The 22,131-nt window shown below is 40.4% G+C and carries 22 protein-coding genes; 11 read left to right on the top strand and 11 right to left on the bottom strand.

Annotated features, from left to right (window positions below; all coding sequences use genetic code 11):
- Window positions 1–114: 114 nt before the first annotated feature.
- From Q8W26_RS03065 to Q8W26_RS03045, 5 genes are all read right to left on the bottom strand, one after another.
- Complete coding sequence (locus Q8W26_RS03065; RefSeq protein ID WP_153071483.1) at window positions 115–597, bottom strand: hypothetical protein; 483 nt, start codon at window positions 595–597, stop codon at window positions 115–117.
- Between the two features lie 10 nt (window positions 598–607).
- Window positions 608–943: a hypothetical protein gene (locus tag Q8W26_RS03060; protein WP_101214029.1), complete on the bottom strand. Its 336-nt coding sequence runs from the start codon at window positions 941–943 to the stop codon at window positions 608–610.
- 41 nt (window positions 944–984) lie between these two features.
- Complete coding sequence (locus tag Q8W26_RS03055) at window positions 985–1,470, bottom strand: GNAT family N-acetyltransferase (protein ID WP_101214028.1); 486 nt, start codon at window positions 1,468–1,470, stop codon at window positions 985–987.
- Window positions 1,471–1,620: 150 nt separating this feature from the next.
- On the bottom strand, window positions 1,621–2,178 hold the full coding sequence (locus tag Q8W26_RS03050; RefSeq protein WP_101214027.1) for a structural protein: 558 nt from the start codon (window positions 2,176–2,178) through the stop codon (window positions 1,621–1,623).
- Between the two features lie 12 nt (window positions 2,179–2,190).
- Complete coding sequence (locus tag Q8W26_RS03045; RefSeq protein WP_101214026.1) at window positions 2,191–3,108, bottom strand: M14 family metallocarboxypeptidase; 918 nt, start codon at window positions 3,106–3,108, stop codon at window positions 2,191–2,193.
- 175 nt (window positions 3,109–3,283) lie between these two features.
- Between Q8W26_RS03045 and Q8W26_RS03040 the strand changes: the two genes are divergently transcribed.
- Both Q8W26_RS03040 and Q8W26_RS03035 read left to right on the top strand, forming a co-directional pair.
- The gene (locus tag Q8W26_RS03040; protein WP_305472235.1) at window positions 3,284–3,412 is read left to right on the top strand and encodes a hypothetical protein; all 129 of its coding nucleotides are present in this window, start codon (window positions 3,284–3,286) and stop codon (window positions 3,410–3,412) included.
- A 65-nt stretch (window positions 3,413–3,477) separates the two neighbouring features.
- A complete protein-coding gene (locus Q8W26_RS03035) occupies window positions 3,478–4,572 on the top strand; it encodes a DUF2235 domain-containing protein (RefSeq protein ID WP_101214025.1) in 1,095 nt (364 codons plus the stop codon).
- 177 nt (window positions 4,573–4,749) lie between these two features.
- On the opposite strand, the gene Q8W26_RS03030 is transcribed toward Q8W26_RS03035, so the two are convergent.
- Window positions 4,750–6,630 carry a methyl-accepting chemotaxis protein gene (locus Q8W26_RS03030; protein ID WP_101214024.1) on the bottom strand — a complete coding sequence of 627 codons (1,881 nt, stop codon included), beginning with the start codon at window positions 6,628–6,630 and terminating at the stop codon, window positions 4,750–4,752.
- A 180-nt stretch (window positions 6,631–6,810) separates the two neighbouring features.
- On the opposite strand from Q8W26_RS03030, the gene Q8W26_RS03025 reads away from it, so the two are divergent.
- Entirely contained in the window at window positions 6,811–7,908 is a 1,098-nt protein-coding gene (locus tag Q8W26_RS03025) for a porin (RefSeq protein ID WP_101214023.1), read from the top strand.
- Window positions 7,909–7,932: 24 nt separating this feature from the next.
- Window positions 7,933–8,736, top strand: a complete 804-nt coding sequence (locus tag Q8W26_RS03020; protein WP_305472232.1) for an ABC transporter substrate-binding protein — start codon at window positions 7,933–7,935, stop codon at window positions 8,734–8,736.
- A gap of 35 nt (window positions 8,737–8,771) precedes the next feature.
- Here the strand turns inward: Q8W26_RS03020 and Q8W26_RS03015 are convergent, their stop codons facing one another.
- Entirely contained in the window at window positions 8,772–9,896 is a 1,125-nt protein-coding gene (locus Q8W26_RS03015) for a DUF3083 family protein (protein ID WP_101214021.1), read from the bottom strand.
- Window positions 9,897–10,153: 257 nt separating this feature from the next.
- The gene (locus Q8W26_RS03010; RefSeq protein ID WP_305472229.1) at window positions 10,154–11,320 is read right to left on the bottom strand and encodes a hypothetical protein; all 1,167 of its coding nucleotides are present in this window, start codon (window positions 11,318–11,320) and stop codon (window positions 10,154–10,156) included.
- 434 nt (window positions 11,321–11,754) lie between these two features.
- On the opposite strand from Q8W26_RS03010, the gene fadE reads away from it, so the two are divergent.
- On the top strand, window positions 11,755–14,181 hold the full coding sequence (gene fadE, locus Q8W26_RS03005) for an acyl-CoA dehydrogenase FadE (RefSeq protein WP_101214020.1): 2,427 nt from the start codon (window positions 11,755–11,757) through the stop codon (window positions 14,179–14,181).
- 84 nt (window positions 14,182–14,265) lie between these two features.
- Here fadE and iscX read toward each other — a convergent pair whose 3' ends face one another.
- Together iscX and Q8W26_RS02995 are read right to left on the bottom strand one after the other, a co-directional pair.
- On the bottom strand, window positions 14,266–14,466 hold the full coding sequence (gene iscX, locus Q8W26_RS03000; protein ID WP_101214019.1) for a Fe-S cluster assembly protein IscX: 201 nt from the start codon (window positions 14,464–14,466) through the stop codon (window positions 14,266–14,268).
- Between the two features lie 247 nt (window positions 14,467–14,713).
- Complete coding sequence (locus Q8W26_RS02995) at window positions 14,714–17,008, bottom strand: aminotransferase class V-fold PLP-dependent enzyme (protein ID WP_101214018.1); 2,295 nt, start codon at window positions 17,006–17,008, stop codon at window positions 14,714–14,716.
- 600 nt (window positions 17,009–17,608) lie between these two features.
- Here Q8W26_RS02995 and Q8W26_RS02990 point away from each other — a divergent pair.
- The 6 genes from Q8W26_RS02990 to Q8W26_RS02965 all read left to right on the top strand — a co-directional run bounded on the left by Q8W26_RS02990 (window position 17,609) and on the right by Q8W26_RS02965 (window position 21,663).
- Window positions 17,609–17,887 carry a hypothetical protein gene (locus tag Q8W26_RS02990; protein ID WP_101214017.1) on the top strand — a complete coding sequence of 93 codons (279 nt, stop codon included), beginning with the start codon at window positions 17,609–17,611 and terminating at the stop codon, window positions 17,885–17,887.
- Between the two features lie 111 nt (window positions 17,888–17,998).
- Window positions 17,999–18,544, top strand: coding sequence for a hypothetical protein (locus Q8W26_RS02985; RefSeq protein WP_305472226.1), 546 nt, complete (start codon window positions 17,999–18,001; stop codon window positions 18,542–18,544).
- Window positions 18,545–18,568: 24 nt separating this feature from the next.
- A complete protein-coding gene (locus Q8W26_RS02980) occupies window positions 18,569–18,802 on the top strand; it encodes a hypothetical protein (protein ID WP_101214016.1) in 234 nt (77 codons plus the stop codon).
- A gap of 506 nt (window positions 18,803–19,308) precedes the next feature.
- On the top strand, window positions 19,309–19,608 hold the full coding sequence (locus Q8W26_RS02975) for a hypothetical protein (protein WP_153071482.1): 300 nt from the start codon (window positions 19,309–19,311) through the stop codon (window positions 19,606–19,608).
- Window positions 19,609–20,540: 932 nt separating this feature from the next.
- On the top strand, window positions 20,541–21,005 hold the full coding sequence (locus Q8W26_RS02970) for a hypothetical protein (RefSeq protein WP_101214014.1): 465 nt from the start codon (window positions 20,541–20,543) through the stop codon (window positions 21,003–21,005).
- Between the two features lie 88 nt (window positions 21,006–21,093).
- Window positions 21,094–21,663, top strand: coding sequence for a hypothetical protein (locus Q8W26_RS02965; protein ID WP_101214013.1), 570 nt, complete (start codon window positions 21,094–21,096; stop codon window positions 21,661–21,663).
- Window positions 21,664–21,699: 36 nt separating this feature from the next.
- Here the strand turns inward: Q8W26_RS02965 and Q8W26_RS02960 are convergent.
- Window positions 21,700–22,131: transposase (locus Q8W26_RS02960; protein ID WP_305472222.1), on the bottom strand; the 432-nt coding region annotated here is incomplete at its 5' end.

The raw sequence follows: 22,131 nt of genomic DNA, 5'->3' as shown, positions 1-22,131 counted from the left end.
GAGCCAATTATTGCCTTGCGCACGGAAATTTAAGACTGTCTCTTGATATTGTGTTGAAGTTTCATATTTAACATTATCGTAAAAACAGCGGCCAGCTAATAAAACCCCCTTGAGCTAATTTCTACAATCTAAAATTACACATGACTCAGCGTCATCAATAATAAATTGCGGAGCAAGCCTATCAATTGTTTCTTGAGTCTTAATCACTGTCGCTTCAATATTTTCATCTGACAGCAACACCATTTCAATTTCAGTTAACGGCTTACTAACAAACATTACCTGTTCTTCTCCGCTGTCAGAGCTAGTTTTCGTGTAAATTAAAGAGTGATCATTTTTTAGATACTTGACGGTAAATGACTCAAAGCCTTTTCGCTTAGCAATCGTCGCTGCACGCAATAACGCCATATCAGCATTAGTTTTCAAATCAGTTTTAGGGCGGCCAATATAGACAACGTTATAGGCATTATGCGGTGAAGATAACGCCTTATCCTTATAGCCCTCACCACCATCTCTCGCGTGGTACGTTTCACGACTTGCACAACCAGATAAGGTAATAATAACAAATAAAATAAATAGCCTGTTGAATGTCTCCATCATTTAACTTCCTCTATATATTAATAATGGTATTGACACGATAAGGGTAAATAATTTCACGATATTGCTCTTTGGTGTCTGAAATTGTTGGGAAACGAACATTTCGAGTATGCTTTTTAAACATATTAACAGCTCTATCATCTTGAATTTTAGAACTTAGAACTCGAGACTTGATTACATCGCCACGGTTATTAACCATCAATAAGAATAAAATTTGAAAGTTAGAGTTTTTAAATTTAACTCTAGCATCATAAAGCTCAGCCGAAGGTGTTTTCCAATCTGGAGAGTCGCCCGTTGTACTACAGCCGCTAAGAATTAATACACAACATAAAACTACATACTTAAACAAAACTTACCTCTTTTCACATAATTTAAAATAAAACACAATCATCACAACTTCAGCCGCGCCATCATCACAATGTTAGCCAATTTGCCGTTTTTAAAAGTACAACAACGCTTTTCACCTTCGCGTTCAAAACCTAATTGGTCATAAAGAGCGATGGCCGCTTGGTTATCTGGAAACACTTCAAGTTCGAGGCGAGTTAAGTTGAGCCAATTATCGGCTTGGTCGATGGCGTTTTGCATTAAGTGTTTGCCAATACCTTGCCCTTGCCTTTCAGGGTGAACGGCAATAGCGATAGTCGCACTGTGCTTTTCGCGAGGCTTGGTGCTTAATATTAAGGTGATATGCCCCACCACCTTTCCATCAAGTTCAGCAACCAGTGTGTAGTTGTTGCTATTGCTGAACAGGTGCTCAACGGTGGTACTGTTAATGTATGGCAACTGCGATGTATTTTCATTAACAGAAGTGAAACTGTAAATGGTGGCAATGTCACTAAGGTCAGCTTGCTCTAAGTGCCTAATTTGAATGGTCAACGGCTATCCTTGCGAAGTTGGTTACTATAAAAAGGCAACCACTATACCTTAAAAAACAGAGGATTAAACGAAAGATTCAATTAAAACAATCCACTTTTAATCTGATTGTATATTTATTAGTTACCGTTAGTTCGTTGCTAAAAGTTTTGTTTAAGAAAACAGTTTTTGCCACCACGGTTTTTTGCGCTTTTTACTGCTTTTGTCTTTTTTATCGTGAAAGAACTTAGTCTTTGCTTTTTTTAGCTTGCCCAATGGCGCGGTGTTAATTCCTTGTCCAAGTTTTGCTAAGCGCGCTTGTACAAAAGACTCCTGATGAGCAAGCTCAACACCGAGATACACTTGGCTTAAACTATAGGCCCCTTGAGCGCCTTCAAAATCTGCCATCGCTAAGATAACCTGTGGTAATTCGTTCACAGTAATACGGCTTTTAACATCCAACTGCGCTCTTTTAGCGACAAACTGACTATAATTTCCCACATGATTATTATCACTAGCGGGAGCCCACTTGTTGATTATTTTAATAACGGTATCGTCATTACGTTCAAGATAACGCAATAAAATGATGTAAGCGGCGCGAAACCCATATTCAGGGGAATTAAATACAGCAAAACGAGAATCGTTTTGCTGTGGTGCCAGTCCTAACCAATCATCACGGCTTTCGATGTTCAGAGGATTATGGTTACGGACATTGCGATTTAGTTTACTCATAAAAGACGGTGATTAAGTGCTAAGCGCTGTTTTAACGTAATCAAGCGCGCCAACAATCGCAGCAACCTGTGCGTTAACACAGTTTTCATCATCCACTAGTGGACTGTCTGGATAGACTTCCGTGGTGGTACAAAACTCACTATTGCTAAAACCTGCACATAAGCCTAACTCAACTGTTGCGTAATTAATCACGCCCTCTTGTTCAAGTGGTACACCGATTAATTTACCTTCATCATCAGCTGGGGCAATGTGAGTCACTTGTTCGACTTCTTTTATGATTGCAGTTTGAAATGCTGGTTGCGGTTTAATGGTATCACCCACTAAATAAAAACCATCTGGGATATTCCAATTGACGTTAGTCACGCCATCACGCGCGGCCAGTGCCGGTCTAAACTCGCTGTTATCCGTGTCGGTTGTTTCATGAAGATCAACATGCACGGTAATATCAACATTAAGCGATGCGACATACGCCATTAACTTCGCCGATTCCTGGGCTGGGCTGTCTTGATAAAATGAGCGGTTTGGATCAATCGCGTCAGGATTCCAGCGGTTAATCGTTTCGTAGCTCCAAGGACTGACACAAGGTGCAACAATCACATTAAAATCATTGCTATAAGCTGCTGCTTTGGTGGCTGCAAAAGCAATAGCACCATGAACACCACTGGTTTCGTAACCGTGCACACCGCCAGTGACTAAGGCAACAGGCTTGGCACTATCCCAGTGTTTAGTTTTAATCACAAACAGTGGGTATTTCGCTTCATCATAAGAAAGCGCACCATACTGCTCAACATCAAGGCTGTCATTTAATGTGGTGATTTTAGACACCACTTGCTCTAAATAAGATCGCTTGATATGTTGTTGCGCTAGCCACGTTTGCTTTTCTGTTTCACCCCAAACTTCACCTGGAGTGCCAATTGGATATGCTGCCATTATGCTGCCTTGTACTACCTAAAAAAGTGGCGCCAGCATAAACCGCACAATCTGTTTAGGCAACTATTTTACTCGACTTTTGGCGAAGTTGAGTTTTTTGCTCTACGTTTAATGATGGCAAGCGCAAGTGTGTTTATTGATTGTATACTTGCCAATTAACCAAGCGGTTTGACACATGAAAACATTAAAGCAATTACAACCCGACCCCGATGTCATTATTCTTCAAAACACATTGTGGAGCTGCGGCTATTTTCGAGATGCCTTGCCACAACAACCGAACAAACAACACGTTGAACTAGATTAACAATCATTAGTACGAAGTATTTTTCTGGACACCGTGAAGCATATAACATCACAAGGAGAGAACTCATGGCTAAAAATATCATGATTTGTTTTGATGGTACTTGTAACCACCCCAAAGATGCCAAACAAGAGCGTAAATGGTTTGGTTATGGTGACATTGAAGATAATGGCATCACTAACATTCTCAAGTTACACCTACTCTTTGGTGGCGATCTGCAAAACCAAGCTAAACTAAAAGCCGATAAAACCAACGGCCACCTTGCACAGCAGAGCTTTTATTATTCAGGCGTTGGAACCTATGGTAATAAAATCCAGCGTATTTTTAACGCTGGCTTTGCACCACAAAAACTTGATGTAAGCCGTATTATTAAGAATGCTAAACAAGATTTAATCCAACATTACCAACAAGGCGACTGTATTTATATCTTTGGTTTTAGCCGCGGTGCAGCTATTGCAAGGCGTTTTGCAACGCTAGTTAGTGACTACATCGAGACCACCGATAAAACGCCGATTAAATTTCTTGGCGTTTTTGACACCGTCGCTTCTATTGGCATCCCCAATCTAGACAATGATGATAAACCCATCTCCGATGTAGTCTTTGAAAACCACACCATAGCTACAAGTATTGAAAGTGCCCTACACCTGTTAGCCCTTGATGAAAAACGCACCGCCTTTTTACCCACGTTGATGAATCAAGAAGATAAAGTTACTGAGCTTTGGTTTGCTGGCGCTCATGCCGATGTCGGCGGCGGTTTTTGGTATGACGGGTTATCGGATATTGCATTAAAATTTATGCTCGATTGGATAAAATCAAATCACGGCAATGTGAAACTTAGTCCTGTCGCCGATATCGATTTCTCAGTATTAGTCGCCCCTGACGGCTCCTATAAAGTGGATGAAGAAGACTTAACTATTTTGCCCAATCATTTAGGTAAAAGTCATGCGCAAGATCGATGGTGGCCAATTCAAAAAGCCACCTTAAGTACTCGCACTGTACGTGTAAAAAATGCTGACGACGCTTTACCAGTACTTCACCCTACTGTCATCAAACGCTTTATCGAGATGAACGGCTACCGTCCAAGGGCACTAAAAGGGGTTGAACATAAAGTTCACGGTAAAGCAACTAAGTTTAAAGGGCTTAATGGACATCGCGGTCAGTGACTTTGATGAGAAAGCAAAGCCCTGAATAAAATAACTTAAGGGCGACTATGTGCCACATCTCCAACATGTCATTCCGGCAGGCTTTTAGCCGGAATCTCGTTTTACAGCTAATTGAACGGTCGACCAAGCAAAGGTGCTGAATAACCTCCGCCAGTACAACGAATGTTAGTGCTCTCGTTATACAATAAACTTATTGAGCAGCTGTTGTTGGGCGTTCACTTCGACTACAAGTGATTGGTTTGAGTCGAATTGTTTTTGCGAGAAATCACCAACACGCACACTAATGTCATTAATATGGGTGGTATTGACGTTAATTTCTTCAATAACGATACTTTGTTGCTCAATAGCAGCGGCAATTTGAATGTTGCGATCCATAATACCTTTTACTGCCTCTGAGATATCTTCCAGTGATTGGCTGGCTATTTGTGTATGTTCAACACACAACTCCGCTTTTTGTCGGCTCTCAGTCATTGCTTGTTGCACCTGACCCGATGAGCCTTGGATCTGCTCGACCATCGCTCGAATTTCAGTGGTTGACTCTTGTGTTCTCGATGCTAGCGTCCTAACTTCATCTGCAACAACGGCAAAGCCTCGACCCTGTTCACCTGCCCTTGCCGCTTCAATAGCCGCATTTAGCGCTAATAAGTTAGTCTGCTCAGCAACACCATTAATGACAGATAGCACCTGTTCGATGTGCGCGCTATGTTTAGCCAGTTCATCACTCATCACTTCTGATGATTCAATGGCCCTAGAGAGTTCAATGACATTATTACTCGTTGTAGCAAACAACGACTGCCCTTCTTCCGTTTTATTATTCACATCAGTTATGGTTGTTGCAGCATCTTGTGCACTAGAAGCAATTTCATTGGAAGTAGAACTCATCTGATTCATTGCTGTGGCTAAACTTTCTATTAAGGTAATTTGCTCGCGTAGTTGTTCACTTGTCTCTGTCGATAAACCTCGAGAAACATCGCTGTTATCAACGACACTACTAGCGCGATACTTAATATCTTTCACTAGGGTTTGTAAAGATGATAGAAACTGATTGAAATTATTTGCAACAGCTCCACACTCATCGTCATTTTTAATCGGTAAACGTTGTGTTAAGTCACCGCCACCAGAGGCTATTTGAGCAATAGCCGACCCAAGCGTATTTAACGGCTGTAATAACCGTTTAGCTAAGTTTCTTAATAGGAAAATACAAATAATGATACTCACTACCGCAAAGATCACACTTCGTATCATTAAGTCATGTAATGACTTATAGACTTTATTTTTTTCTAGAATAATCCCCAAATACCACTCCATCCCAGCGTTTTTCTCTAAAGGATGAAAATAGAGAAGCTTATCAATGCCCTCATGTTCAATCTCAAATAACTTATGATGTGTTGTTGGTAACAACTGATAAGTGCTTTTGGTGTTTTTACCGTTAAGCGCCTTGTTTGGATGAGTAATAAACTCGCCTTGGCCATTAGCAATAAACGCTAGCCCTGTATTATTAAACTTGATGGTATTAACGCTTTTAGCTATCAAATCAAGACTTAAATCCCCACCAACAACACCTTTGAATGTGTCTCCGTCATAAATAGGCACCACAGCAGATAATAACAATTCATTCGTTGCAGCATCGCGATAAGGAGCAGTAAAAGAAACGCCAGAGTGCTCTTTGGCAAAGGAATACCAAGGGCGCTGCCTAAAGTCCACATTCGGTGGATTTTTACGATTAGGATCGTTAGAACGTAAATCTGATTCATTTTCTAGTGTGCCAAACATCAATAAGAAATCATCACGAAAAACATCTAATTGCAACGCAGCCTGGAAGTTATCACTTGAGAAGTCGCTCTCGATAACACTTTTTAGTACATCTACCTGTGTGCCCCGTCCAGACAGCCAATGGTCAATACCCTGAGCGAGCAATTGTGCGCTGTCTTCAACATAAGCCTTGGTCTTTTGTTCGACCGTATTATTAACCAAGACAAAAGTAGACAACGACACCAGAGAAATAACGACAAGAACAACAACCCCAGAGGCAATAGAAAACTTAGTTCTTATATTCATTTTTTCTCCTAACTATCTACTTAATCAATAATGGCTTTCTTATCAATAAATTTAATGTCACCCATTAAAGATAGTCTAAACTTTAATTTGTATTGCTAATTACCACTAAATCAGTAGATTTATTTTGCTGTATTTTCATCAATGACAACACAGGGCCATACATGCTCTAACGAGGTTGAAATGCGTATTTATCATTATCTAATCTGTATCATTTCTGCCAGTTTAGTTGTCTCACCTGCCAGTGCCTCAGAAACCGACTCGTTAAAACAGCAGCTTGAAACATTGAAAAAGCAACTAAAAAATTTAGAAAACAACCTAGAAAAGACACAACCGACAACAGGCACCTCTATCGTCAATAACAACAAAGTGCAAAACAACACATTCAAGGCCTATGCCACCATTAGGCCAACTTTTGGTTACATTGATGAAAATGATCAAGATATCTACGATGTCAGGGATGCACTTTCGCATGTCGGCATCAAGGCAACGTCACAGTTTCGACAACAATGGAGTGCTGAACTTCATGGCGAATGGGGGGTTGATCTATCAAACAATGGCGACTTTGGTAAGGCACGCCGCGCCTATGTTGCACTAAACAGTCCAATAGGTCGCTTTGGTATTGGCAAGCAACGACCTGTTCAATACCTCTTTATCGCTGAATACACTGATATCTTTAATCACAGCAACAGTCCGTTTGCGTATGACCCTGAGAGCTTGTTTTTCGTCAATAATTTATTAACTTATCGATTAAACACTGGTAATTTAACCTGGATGGCTGCCGCACAATATAGTGGTAATGAAAGTAGCGACTTAGTTAATGCTGGTGTGAGTTATGATCACAAAGGCTTGCATAGTGCCATCACCTATTTAACCCAAGATACCTTCAGTGACGGTAAGAAATCGGGTGAAGATGAAGTTTATGCCGCATCGTTAGCCTATCAATTTAACAATAACTTTTATCTAGCATTTGGCTACCAAGACCGTACCTATCAACATCAAGCAGAAAATGAGCTTAAGGGATCTACATTGGATGTCTCATCAGCTTATCAGTTAGCAGAGCATTATAAATTAAAGGTTGGTTATTTCGAGTTTGACGATGGCAATAAAACGCAAACAACAGCAGAGTTTAATGGTTTTAATACGACACTTGAGTGGCAACCTGCCCCTCATTTGCGTTTTCATCTTGAATATTTAAAGCGAGATAAAACGCATCAAAGTGATTTTTCTTCATGGACAATTGGTTTTCGTTATGACTATTCAAAACAATGGACGTTTTAAACTTATATGGGCGATATAAGCCAATTGAAGCAAATACGCCCTCTGTTTATTGCTTTACTGCTACTCTGGCCCATAAACAGTCAGGCCGACTCTCCTCGATTGGTGATCATTCTCGCAGATGATAGTTATCCACCCTATTCTTATGTCAAAGATGGGCGTGTAACTGGTATTTACGTTGATTTAATCACCCAAGCAGCACAAAAAATAGCAGATAAGTATTACGTTAAAATAAAGCCGCTACCGTGGAAGCGTGCATTAAATGAGATTAAAAATGGGAAATATATTGCGATAATCCCGCCTTATCAACACCTAAAAAGTCGGCGCTATATCAAGCCATATTCGGTGTCTTTACTCTCAGAAAAAGTCGTGGCTTTTTGCCACAAGGACATTAATTTAATCGAGCTGATAAAACAAAACACCACTGCACTAAATCGCCCCATAAACATCGGCATCAATGCTGGCTATCTTATTCTTAACGATCGATTAATTCGTGCTAAACACAACAACAAAATAAAAGTATGGGAGCACAAAAATACACAAGCGAATGTCAATAAGCTGATGCTTAAGCGGATGGACTGTTATATCAATGATAGCCTATCGACGTTATGGATATTAAAGAAGCTACAAAAAGACAGCCCTGAAATGAACTTCGACGAAATAGAGCAATCATTTGTCGTGATGGAAAGAACTGCTCACATAGGCTATGTCAACAGCCCCAGCTACCTTTTTACTTACAAAGACGACTTTATCAAGCAAATGGACCAAGCAATCCTTGAGTTAAAAGATGCTGGGGAGCTCGATAAAATCGTCGCTAAATATCTACAGTAAATAGAACGAGAGTCCTAGTACAGTAGCTTTACAGCTTACATATCATAAGCAATGTGCTGATGAACACGTACCATCAATTGCTCACTTTGCGCATCAACTTCTAGTTTATCTGCGATAGTCTCTAACACTTTTGTAATTTGATTGACGTATTTACCATAACCACGGTCAGTACAGTCGTTATCTGTTGCCATGAAGACTAAACGTACAGTGTCCACAAACTCATCAGGGTTCCATTTACTGATGATGCCACCACCGCTTTGCGCCGGATCATACCCTAGCATTTGACAACCTTTGTTAACCGATACTTCTTCGTTAGTGCTAAAACGAACCAATGGAGTTAAGCCATTAGCAATCACCGCACCGTTTTGCAGGTTGTTTGCTTTCATCGCCATAACAAAAGTGTCAGTAATCATTGTGTACAACGGATTATACGGTGCTGGCGCATCATAATCGACATTCGCTAATTTACGGATTTTTGCATTAATCGATACATCAGCAATGACATAAGTTAGTGCACGATGTGTTTCAGGTAGCTCTACATCATTGGCATGGTAGCGCACATGCATTGGGCGGAATTTGTGCGCTTGCGTATTCGCTCGGTCTTTCGTTTGTCCCAACAAATCATAAGTGAGATGCTGATGGTCACGAATTCGAATCGTACCTTCACTTAATTTAAAATGTGCTGATAAGTCAGTTAACACATTTGAGACTTGCTGATGGAAGCTCGCAGCATTACTACGAATCTCTTCACCGTTGGCTAAAAATAAAATTGAAATACGTTTTACACGCTTATCAAAATCATAGAAGTACTTTTGACTTTGATGAAATTTTGGATGATAGAAAAATATCACCTTATCTTCTGTTTCAATGGCTTCTGCTTCGTAGTTAAAACGAACCATTGGCGTTTTACCGTTAGCCAGATAATTAACGTTTGTCACTTCATGCTTTTGGCATAGCGAGAACAATTTATTACGAATTTGCTTATAAAATGTTTTATATGGTTGTGGGTTATCAAGCGAAAACTCAGGATCGATTGATAAGATTAATTCATCTGTAATATCAATATTAGCTAATAAATATTGATTGTCTCGAGAGTTATTTGAAATATAAACTTTGTGCGCGCCGTTGTGCTTTCTGCTTGTTGAATGGCGGTGTGACATAGTGGTGAATCCTTGTATCTTAAAAATTAAACATAGAAAAAGTGCTTCTTTTTCTATGTTTTTTTAATGAGGCAAGGATATAGAGTTAGACTTTGGAATAACTTAATCTAAGTCAATTTTTGGCTCGGTTTTAAGCCAAAAGTAACAAAGCCGATAGGCGAAACTACGCTTATCGGCTTATGTGTTCATTAAATGATCTACATTAGTTTTTAATCAAGTAAAACTAATGCAAAATAAGATTCCGTTTGCGAAATGTATTAACCGAAAATCTTATTCAGCAATGCAATGATCTCATCAATCTTCTTACCAGCTTGCACTTGAGCAACGATTGAATCACGCTGTGCTTTGATAAAATCAGGAATTTCCTCATCGGCCAACACGCGATCGACCATCGCTTCAGCCGACTCTTTGGTTTTCTTCACAGTACGAGAACCGCCAGAAGCCTTAGCACGAGTCGGTTTGTTTAGCAGTTTTAAATAATTTGATTTTTGCGCTGTTGCTTCATCAGCGTAAAGCAGCATATCAAGTAAAATAGCACGGTGGTGCCATAACGCTTTTTCTTCTTCAAGCTCAGGCTCTTCGCTGCGCCACCAATGCATAGCACGAATTGCAGAAACAATACCGCTCCAGTAACCTGAAAAATCTGTCGTCGATAATTTACTAATACCTAAACCCTGACAAATATCATCAACTTTAGCGCTCGTTAAAACCACAAACTGATCAGGACGTCGCATCGCAAGCAGACGTGTTGCCGGGTATAACAATGGCTTTTCATTGATGGCAGTAAACGCTTTAGAGTAATCATCAACAAACGCTTGGTAGTGCTCGCGATTAACCTCACCTTCTAATGGTATGTGTTCAAGTGCTTGCTCGATCAATGAAGCGTCTGTATCAATAATCTGTTGGAAAGCTTTAGCGCCTTTAGTCGCACCAAACCATTCAACATCAAAGTCAAACACTTTAGGGTCGTGGTTTGCCGTATGCTTACCGACAAAGGCTAAACGGTCTTCTTTAATTAGCGAATTAAGCGGCTGAGTTTTAATCCCTCTGATAAAGTTAAGCAGACGCAAACGCTCTTCTAAAGCATGATTGGTTTGTTGACCTGTTAAAAACTCAACATAAAACGGCCACGGTGCAATGCCTGCCATGCGAAATTGACTCACCCCAATCCCACTGGCTAATAATTCTGTTAATTTTTTTAATGGTTTTAATTGATGGTCATCAAGCAAATCAAAGTTGATTCTATTTTTACAGACATCAATTAGCTCCAAGCACCAACCATTAAAATCACTTGGGTGGTTAGTGACTTTTACCGCCATCAGATTAAGGCTTAACTCAGCCACATGTTTTAGAGCGTTTTGATAAAGCGCTGCTTCATGAGCAGAGAGCGACATTTGAGACGGAGAGACTAACAATTTTTTCACAAACAGAATCCTATGATCAACACCTAAAATGATGGTGGAGAATTTAACAAGCCGTGCATCATACGGACTTTTTATTAAGACTCAATCATCGAACCAAAATAACTGAGCCAAATCGTAACAATTGAATAAAAAACTAACAACGACTGCAATTGCTCGGTGTCGATTACTAACAAGGGTCTACAATAAAGAATGATAACAGTGGCGCTTTTTTAAACAGTATGGTGTATCAATTAGCAATTTGGTTAACATTATTAACATTAGGTAAAATTATTTTAATTTAAACAATCGATACAAACACATGTTTTAATTAAGCTTTATTTCTTAAAAACAAAAATTTAGCGAAGTTTGTCGATTTCTACTAGCGCTTTTTTTATAACTTAGGTTAAACTGGTACGACGAGATCAAAATAGTGACAATTTATAGGAGAATTTCACGTGTCGACTCTATTATTCACCCTAGCGGTTATCGTGGGCTTAGGCGCTTTAGCTTATAAGCGTGCCTCGTTAATCTCATTTACTGGGGCCATTGCATTAGCATTGGGTGTCTTAACCTTTACCCACGGGGTAAATAACTTGGTATGGATTGCATTTGTTGTGATCGCTGTGCCACTTAATATTACTTCATTTCGCCAACAGTACATCAGCGTACACCTACTTAAATTGTACCGCTCAATCATGCCTGAAATGTCTCGCACCGAGAAAGAAGCAATTGACGCCGGAACAACGTGGTGGGAAGCTGATTTATTCAAGGGCTCACCAAACTGGGAAAAACTACATAACTATCCAGCCCCACGTTTGAGCCCTGACGAACAAGCCTTTCTCGACGGCCCTGTTGAAGAAGCCTGTGCGATGGCAAACGAACATGAAATTTGTCATGAACAAACCGACCTACCTGAGCCATTATGGCAATTTCTAAAAGACAATGGCTTCTTTGCCATGATCATCAAGAAAAAATATGGCGGTTTAGAGTTTTCTGCTTACGCACAATCACGTGTATTACAAAAGCTATCAGGTGTTAGCACCGTATTAGCCTCAACTGTTGGTGTGCCTAATTCATTAGGCCCGGGTGAGCTTTTACAACACTATGGTACGGAAGAGCAGAAAGATCATTACCTACCTCGCCTAGCAGATGGCCGTGAAATCCCTTGTTTTGCATTAACCAGCCCAGAAGCGGGTTCAGACGCTGGTGCGATTCCCGATCGCGGTGTCGTGTGTAAAGGCATGTGGAACGGTGAAGAAGTGCTAGGTATGCGTATTACATGGAACAAGCGTTATATCACCCTTGCGCCTGTAGCGACGGTATTAGGTTTAGCCTTTAAACTAGACGACCCAGACAACTTATTAGGTGATGAGAAAGATCTTGGTATCACCTGTGCCCTCATTCCGACAGATGTCGAAGGTGTTGAAATTGGTCGTCGTCATTTCCCATTAAACGTAATGTTCCAAAACGGGCCTACACGCGGTAACGATGTATTCTTCCCATTAGACTTCATCATTGGTGGCCCAAGCATGGCGGGTCGTGGCTGGCAAATGCTAGTTGAATGTTTATCGGTTGGTCGTGGTATTACCCTACCGTCAAACTCTGCAGGCGGTGTTAAAACACTGGCACTAGCAAGTGGTGCATACAGCCGTATTCGTCGTCAGTTCAAATTACCAATCGGTAAAATGGAAGGTGTTGAAGAGCCGCTAGCTCGTATCGGTGGTAACGCCTACCTAATGGATGCGGTAACAACCATGACAACAGGAGCCATTGATTTAGGCGAAAAGCCATCGGTTGTCTCTGCCATCGTTAAATATCACTTAACCGACCGTATGCAAAGTTGTGTCATCGATGCAATGGACATTCACGGCGGTAAAGGTATTTGTTTAGGTCCGAATAACTACGTTGGCCGTGGTTATCAAGGTGCGCCAATTGCGATCACCGTTGAAGGGGCGAACATTTTAACCCGTTCATTAATCATCTATGGTCAAGGCGCTATCCGCTGTCATCCATACGTGTTAGCTGAACTTGATGCTGCAAACGAAAAAGATGATCGTCTTGCACTAGAAGCGTTCGATAAAGCAGTATTTGGTCACATCGGTTTTGCAATTAGTAACTTTGCACGCAGCTTATGGCTTGGTTTGACCAACAGCCGTTTCTCTGCAGCACCGTTTAAAGATGAAACGAAACGTTATTACCAGCACATGAACCGTTTCTCAGCTAATTTAGCGTTTTTATCTGACATTGCAATGGCTAGCTTAGGTGGCGATTTAAAACGTAAAGAGCGTATTTCAGCGCGTCTTGGCGACATTTTAAGTCAACTATACCTCACTAGTGCGACACTAAAGCGTTATGATGATGAAGGTCGTCAACAAGGTGACTTAGCCTTAGTTCACTGGGCGGCTCGTGATTCATTATTTAAAGCACAAACGGCACTCGATGAGCTATTACGTAACTTCCCAATCAAATGGGTAGGTAAGCTATTGCGCTATGTCATGTACCCTACTGGTATTACCTTAGTGGCACCGTATGACGAACTAGACCACGAGATCTCTCGCTTGTTACAAGCACCAGGCGTGACTCGTGACCGTTTAGGTGCAGGTCAATATTGGAAACCAACTCAATACAACACGGTAGGTATTCAAGAAGAAACGCTGCTTGATGTGATTGCTGCTGAAGCAATTATCGCTAAAATCAGTAAAGCCACAGGTCAAAAAGAGCAGCTAATTTTCTTAGATAAGCTTGCTAACAGAGCCCTTGAAATTGGTTGTATTACTGAAGAAGAAGCGGAACATTTACGTAAGACCGAGCAAGGTCGCTTAAAATCAATTAACGTTGATGATTTTGACCCGCTAGACTTGGTACCAAACAGCAAAGGTTAAGATTCATTTCATAACCGAACAACTCACTAGGTGGTTAAGCGCTCTCACTTAACCACCTTTTTTGTGTCTAAAACTTCAAAACGGTTAATCCATTTCACTTATCCACGCCAGCTGAATCGCCTCTAGGACACGCTCACCGCAATGTGCAGGGTCATCATCAAAGTTATCTAATGCCAACACCCATTGCATTAACTCAGTAAAATGAAGCTGCGTTGGGTCTTCATCAGGGTGCTGCTCCATTAAATCTAACGCGATATCTAAAGAATCTATCCACTTTAAGCCCATATCTTCTCCTGTTGATTAAATACACTTTGTTTAAGCATAGCCGATCACAAGATTTCGTCGTCCTGAAAGTATTTTATTCAGGACCTCGCTTTACCCACCAATCGTCGTCCTGAAAGTGTTTTATTCAGGACCTCGCTTTTAACTCACAAAGAGATACCGACTAACGGCATGTAGGTATCTCAAACAAAAAAGCCAACAGTAAAAACTATTGGCTTTCAATCACTTTTAAAATATATCAACGGGGCAATTACGCACTCAACGCATAGCCACCTTTAAGATGCCCCACTTGGCTAAAGCCCAAACGGGATAACGCTTGTGCCGCCACGTGAGAGCGACTGCCACTGCGACACACCAACACAAAGGGCTGCGTTTTGTTGAGCTGCTGACGCTCAATAAAATCAACTAAGCGCGTTAAAGGCACATTATGATCAAATGAAGCATTATGTTGAAGCGCAAACTCATGAGGCTCACGAATATCAATCAACATTAAGTTGTTTGGCTTATCCATCACAGCAGCCAGCGTCTCAGCATTATATTCTGTAATGTGCTGTTGCTGACACTGCCCTGTTAATGCACCACAAATGATTTCACTATGGGCACTGTCAACAATGTGTTGATCAAGCTGTGATTTTTGTAACACAAACTGTGCTTGGTTAATTTTCAGCTCAATAACCTGTTTTAGTAAAGGGATTCGTTCCATTTCCGCGCCAATGGTCGTGGTAAATTCATTATTATAATCATGACTTGGACAAATTAAGGTGTTTTGACCAATCAAGTGCTCCAACTGAATTAATGTCTGATACATCGCTGCACTATCACTGCACTCAAAATTAGAGCGACCTAAGGTGCCCATTAAAATGGTATCACCGCAAAAGGCATAACGTAGCTTAGTTGCCGTCTCTTTATGATTCGGTGCGGTTAATAACAAGCTAATGCTATCACTGGTGTGCCCCTTACTCGGCACGGCAATCAGTTGCTGCTCGCCAACCGTGATATAAGGATAACGCTGACCATTTAAACAAGTCGTTTTAGTTTGCTCGGGCCAGCCTAAGTGATCGGTGTATTGTTCTAGCCCAAGCAAGTTTAATAACTCACCCCGACTTGATTGATGATCGGCATGACCATGAGTATCAATGGCTGCAACTAACGATAACCCCTGACATTGCAATAGGGTTGCTAAACGCTCGCTAATTTGCGGTAGCGGATCAATAATCACCGCTTGCTTATGCTGCTGATCAACATAAAGCCAAGTGCAGCTACCACCCACTTTAAACTGCATCAAACCATTAAGCTCAGCCTTGTCTGTCATATTTTGTGCATCATCAGCTAGTGCCAAGCAACTATGGGTTAGCGCTGCTGCTGACTGCTCAATGCGCTGACAAGCAGCATCAACGTCTTGCTGAGTCATCGCAGGGCCAAATGATAAACGAATTGCCGACTCACTTTGCCAAGCAGGAAGCCCCATCGCATCAAGCACGAAGCTACGTGTGACCTTTGAGCTACATGCAGAGCCTGAGCTCACTCGAATATTAGCGGCATCAAATAAGTCCATCATCTCTTTTGAGCTAAAACCAGCAATTGAAAAGTTAAGTGTGGTTGCCACTGATACATCAAAGTTATGGTTAAACACGATCGCCGGAAACGCCGTGCGCAGTGCTTGTGTCAACTGTTGGCGAAAACCAGCTAGCACCTCATGGCAAGCAAACTGCTGCTCATGCTTGCCCAGTAACATTTCAAACACCACATTAAGTGCCGCCATGCCCGGTAGGTTTTCTGTGCCTGAGCGTAAACCCCCTTCTTGACCGCCACCAGCGATAAACGGTGTAAATGGTGCGTTTTCACGAATGTAAACGAAACCAATCCCTTTTGGTGCATAAAGTTTATGGCCACTAAATGGCGCGTAATCGATTGTTGTATCAGCTAAAGTAAGATTTAACTTACCTAGCGCTTGAACACAGTCGACCATCCAAAAAGCATCAGGGTTATTGGCACGAATCACTTGCTCAATCAGTTCTAGATCTTGAAACACCCCCGTTTCATTGTTCACTGCCATGGTACAAATAAGTAACGCATTCGGGGCATGTTGCGCTAAAAACTCAGTGTCGAGTAAGCCTTGCTTATCTACAGGGATCGCCATCAACGTCGCGTCAATTTCAAGAACTTTAAGCCAGTGCTTTAAAGACTCAGGCACCGCTTTATGCTCTGTCGCGCCATACAACACACAATAATCTGTCTCGGGGTTTAACGATTGTTTAGCTTGGTGCAATGCCGAGATAATCGCCGTTTGAATACCTTCAGTAGCGCCACTAGTAAAGATAACCTCCCCTTGACCCGCACCAATGACCTCTTTAGCATTTCGGCGAGTGTTATCCATCACTTGTTTAGCCCGCAGCCCCGTGATGTGGCTGCTACTTGGGTTACCAAATAATGTTTCCATACAAGCTAACGCCGCCTCGGCCGCCTGCGGCAACACAGGTGTGGTGGCATTTGAATCAAGATAGATTTGGCTTAAAGCGCCCGTATTAGAACTTTGTTTCGACATGACTGGTTAACCCCAATTAGATATAACTAAACGACATATAAAATTACGTTTAGGTATATTAACGTTTTTTTTAACTGATACAAGGGATTTATTCTGAGCGAGTAGAGATTCTCACTGAGAGCCAGAACGGGGAATTTATTCTGAGATACGGGGATTGGTTCTGAGATAGGTGATTCACTTCAAAGTTAGCCATCGGAACATAGATTGAAAATATGAGGTGTGGATGACGGTGCTTTAAACGCCAGCCCAGCGATTTAACCAGTGTGTTGCATCGAATGGTTAAATCCACATTGATTAATGCGTTTACTCAATGCACATTGAATTGCATGTTATTATGGCCGGATAGTAACACTCCTAAATATATGAGAATGGACTTAAATAAGTAATTCAATCGATTGAGTGTAAAGCCATTTCTTATCTCGCTTGGCATTGTAATCACTATGCCGTCATTGCAATTACGTTCTTAATACTTTAATTCCATAGATTTAGGTTGATAACCACATGAAAAGATGGAATATTAGTCCGAAATTTCAATTGTGATGGTGACTGTGATTACTATGCCCATCACATAATATAATGTTAGTTGCCAAGGAAGTTTTGATGCACTCTTATAAACTTAAGCTCAGTTTTACTTCTGTAGTAAAACTAGCTTTTTTATTTGGCTTTTGCACAGGAATAGTGTGGATGATTCTTTTGGGTGTAGCTATGTTACTTGGTTTATTTCCCGGTGAAACACCACCCGTAGTTTTAGTATTACTATTACCATTGGGTTGTTCACTCCTTTTTGGTTTACATATTACAATTGGATATCCTATTTATATGTTATTCAATAAGTTCACCAAAGGAATAACAGTAAAAAATTTGATTAACGGCAACTAACAAGGCCGTTAAACCATGGACACAAAACAGCAGGCTTGTGCTCCTTCGTCGCCAATTTTAGTCTGCTATTTTGTGTCGTTTACGGCAAGCGTTAGTTAACTAAGGAAGCTCATGCTAAAACTACGAGTATTATTTTTAGCCTTTGCAATTTTTATCTTCAGTGTTGAAGCTATTGAAAAAGGGAATCAATTGAACCAAGAGCAGTATATTCCACCATCAATGCCAGCTTATCCTGAGTCATATGAAGGTGTTATGGCTACGTTCGCCCCTTATTATCAAGCAGAGCGACCGTTAGACTACTTTTTTGAACTCTATATCATTAGGGTGTTAGAAAAACTGCCGAATTGCAGTAAAGTTGCACTCGAAGAGTTTAATAAGAAGCATCCAAGCTTTTTCGAATCAACTAATGGAAGCTGGAGAGCTTACGTAAAACAAAAGCTTAACTTATCAAACACAATTGAAGTGGCAATTTGGGATCTATGGATTCGTAATTCCGCCAATGCTAAAAATAACGGCTGGGAATACCACCCTTGGCATTTTGCTCAGAGTTTTCTTGAAAACTATTTTGCTGAAGGCAGCAAAGTAGATGTCTGGGAAGGTAATTCGCTCGAACTTGCAAAGCAGAGAATAGTTGAGTTTCGTGAAAATGGTAACTAACAAGCGCCTCAACAAAGGACGAATATGAAAAACTGTGACCGAAAAGTAAAAATTCTTAGAATATTAGCTTCTGACAAATTTGATAACTATTATGACGCTTTTTCAAAAGTAGGTGGCGATGTAAATACATTAGAAGCAATACCGTTTGGTTCACGCAACGAAACAATTCGAATTGCAGAAGACCTCGCTGATGGTGTAATTTCAAATGCCGAAGCCATTTCACGTTTAATTAAATTAGTTCAGTCAGTACCTGACTAACTGCCCCAATTAATAAAAAATATAACTGCCAAGGAGCACATGGATAATTACAAGGCTAACCACATACCAATAAGAGAGCGTATATTCAATTTTGTTTGGGGGTTTGTATTACTTGGCCTCGCTTATGTGGGATAAACTGAACAATCGCTTCACCTTCCGGATAAAGAATCATCAGATGGAATTACTTTTGTAGGGGATGCATTATTACTATTCATTGTTGCAGCACTGATCGGCGGGGCCAATTTATTCGTCACCATCATCGACCATTTCGACAAACGGAATAACGAACATTTGTACAGGAAAACCTCTCGCCTTTTGACCGTACTGGCGATTGCACTTGTGGTGGCAGCTAGCACGGTACAATTTAATGTTGACAGGAAACGGTGGTAATCATTAGCAATAGCAGTTAACAAACTGTTAATAAAGGGCAAAATACAGTTGGCTTTTGCTCCTTCGTCGCTTACTAGCCAACTATATTTAGTTCTGTTAAAAGGGCCTTAGGGAGTATGATGGCATTGTCAGGGAAAGAGTTAGCAATTAAGTATCATTCATTGGAAGATGAGGAATGGGTTGAAAATGGAACTAATGCAATATCATTAATTTGTAGCTCTTATTGTTTCAATGATAGAACCTTTGAAACAAAACGTGATCTGCTGTCTTTTATCAAGACATTTAAAGCTATAAATGTATTAATTATTTATGATAGCTCTACTGAACCAAGCTTAATGGCTAAAGTATTCAAGCAATGTGAACTTTCGCATGCATCAAAAATATCTATAAAATGCGTAGATACATACGGTAGATAATTACCCAAAGGAGACTGCGGTGTTAATATCAATTCACCAACGTCCATTTTGTGACCTATACTGCCTCTTAGCATTCAGAATTGTAAGCACAAGTCTAACCCCCCTTATTTCCACGCCATTCTGAGAAACAGTGAGAATCTTTGAACCTTTTATTCTGAGTTAGGAGAGTTGGTTCTGAGATAGTAGATTCACTTCAAAAGTTGGCAATCAGAATAGGGATTGAAAATATGAGATGTGGATGAAGGAGACTTAAGCACCTGTTCAACGATTTAACCAGAGTGTTGCATCGAACGGTTAAATTCACATTCATTAATGCGTTTACTTAATGCACATTGGATTGCGTGTTATTTTGACCGTACAGTAACGCTCATAAATGAACGAGAGTAGACTTAATTAAGAGAGCTGATTAATTGACTGTAAAACCATTTCTTATCTCGCTTGGCATTATAATTACTATGCCGTCATAGCAATTACGTTCTTAATACTTTAATTCCATAGATTTAGGTTGATAACCACATGAAAAGATGGAATATTAGTTCGAAATTTCAATTGTGATGGTTACTGTGATTACTATGCCCATCTATAATATAATGTTATGTTTCAAAGGAATAATTGAGGTCAAGTTTGATTCCATTTAAACCCTATCCGTATTTTCAGTGGGGCTTCTTACTTTGCTGCATCCTATTTGCATTCATGCGTCCAGAAGGGGCTTATGTAAGCTTCATTTGGTTTTCTTTTGCATATTTTTATTTGTGCAATAAATTATGCCTTAAGGTTGTAGGGAAGAAGTTTTTTATTCCCTCAAGACACGATAAAAGAGAGGAAGTACATTGGCTTGGCTATGTATTATTTTTTCCCTATTTAGGCTGCATCCTTTACTCAGTCTATTTACTAAAAACATTCGTTGCATACGTTTACGAGGTTGTATAAGCATGAAACATAGCAAGGCGCTAAACTCGCTCCCTTCGGTCGCTGGGACACAAACGCAGCGCGGCTTCGCCATTATGAAATTATTACTCTCGCTTTTATTTTGTTTTTCATTCCCTGTTGCCTCTACAACAATAGCTTGCACAGAAAATGCGGAACGAAAAATGATAAAAACAGGCGCTACTATTGTGGTAGAACGATATAGTTTTGGTCAGTGGTATTATATTAAAGTTCCAGCGAAAATAGATGACTTTAAATTGGGTGATCTAGTTCTTCTTGTCGGAGACTACTCTATGCCAGAAGTATGGATACCTTTACGGGTAAACGTAATAGATGACGCTAAATCATTTCGCGCTAGCGTATTTTATAAAGAGTTACCAAAAAACATGACGATTTTAGCGGCTTATGGTGGGCAGTGTAATGGTGTTACGATTCACCAGAAGCTGGATACTCACAAGTCAATCAATTAACATTCGCAAATCTCTCATGCCATTTGCGTAGAAAATCACCCGCCAGCATTTGGCTCACTTATTATTGAAGCATTAGCTAAGGATACTTATGCGTATAGTTCTAGGTTGTTTCATATCATTTTTAGCCTTCATATCCTCTGCAAGTGAAGACCCTTGTGATACGAATAATTACCCGATAAAAAACAGTCGAAAATTGACCCACCCACCTTCATATTCCCTTCCAGCTATTTATTATCGAAAAGATAATTCAACTGTAATTGTTCCTGTTAAGGATGCCATTGAATTAACAAAAGAAAATATTAATAATGCCAATTCCATTTTAAAACTGGTTAAAACAAATATATTAAACTCTTTGAATGATATTGAGATTGATGAGCTTATAGATAGTGAAAGCCTGTGGTCTTGGCCAGACAAAATACCACAAGAAAACTATGAAGTAGCAATTCAAACAGTGATTGGGTATCAGGCCATTTTTGAAAAAAGTTTACTGAGAAATTTAGCTGTTGTAAAAATTGACGACTCTCTAGTTGAAAGCTCTTTTTTCAAATATAGCCATGGAACTGACTCAACAGCTACTGATAAGTTTAACCAAGTGCACAAAGTTGTCGTGTTGAATAAAAACAAAATAATCTATGAACGTTGTTGGTTTGATATGTAGTCATATAAAAGTAAACGCGCAACTAACCCGTTGTGCCTAGCCTGACGTGTAATCGAGCTGCACATTCCACGGCATGAGTGCCGTTAAGTCTGCGTTATCATCCAAGGTCGGTATCACCTTGAACAAGTGAAGGAAGTAATTATAGGGGTTAATATCGTTTGCTCGGCAAGTCATCACTAGACTATAGAGTATCGCACTTGCCTCTGCTCCTTGAACTGATTGTGAGAACATCCAGTTCTTTCGTCCCGTGGTAAACGGGCGGATATCGCGTTCGGTGATATTGTTATCAATGCCAAGTTCACCATCATCAATGTAACGGATAAGCTTTTCCCATTGATTGAGTGTGTAGCGTATCGCTTTGCCTATATAGCTATCTTTGGTCAGCAGTTCATTCGTTTTATCAAGCCACTCTTTAAAATCATCAAGCACGGGTTGCGCTTTTTCTTGTCGTAGCTGATAACGTTCTTC

The organism is Psychrobium sp. 1_MG-2023 (assembly GCF_030689115.1).
In the GTDB taxonomy this organism is placed as follows: Bacteria; Pseudomonadota; Gammaproteobacteria; order Enterobacterales; family Psychrobiaceae; genus Psychrobium.
Note: the sequence above shows the minus strand (reverse complement) of the source record. Positions and strands in the feature narration are given on the sequence as shown.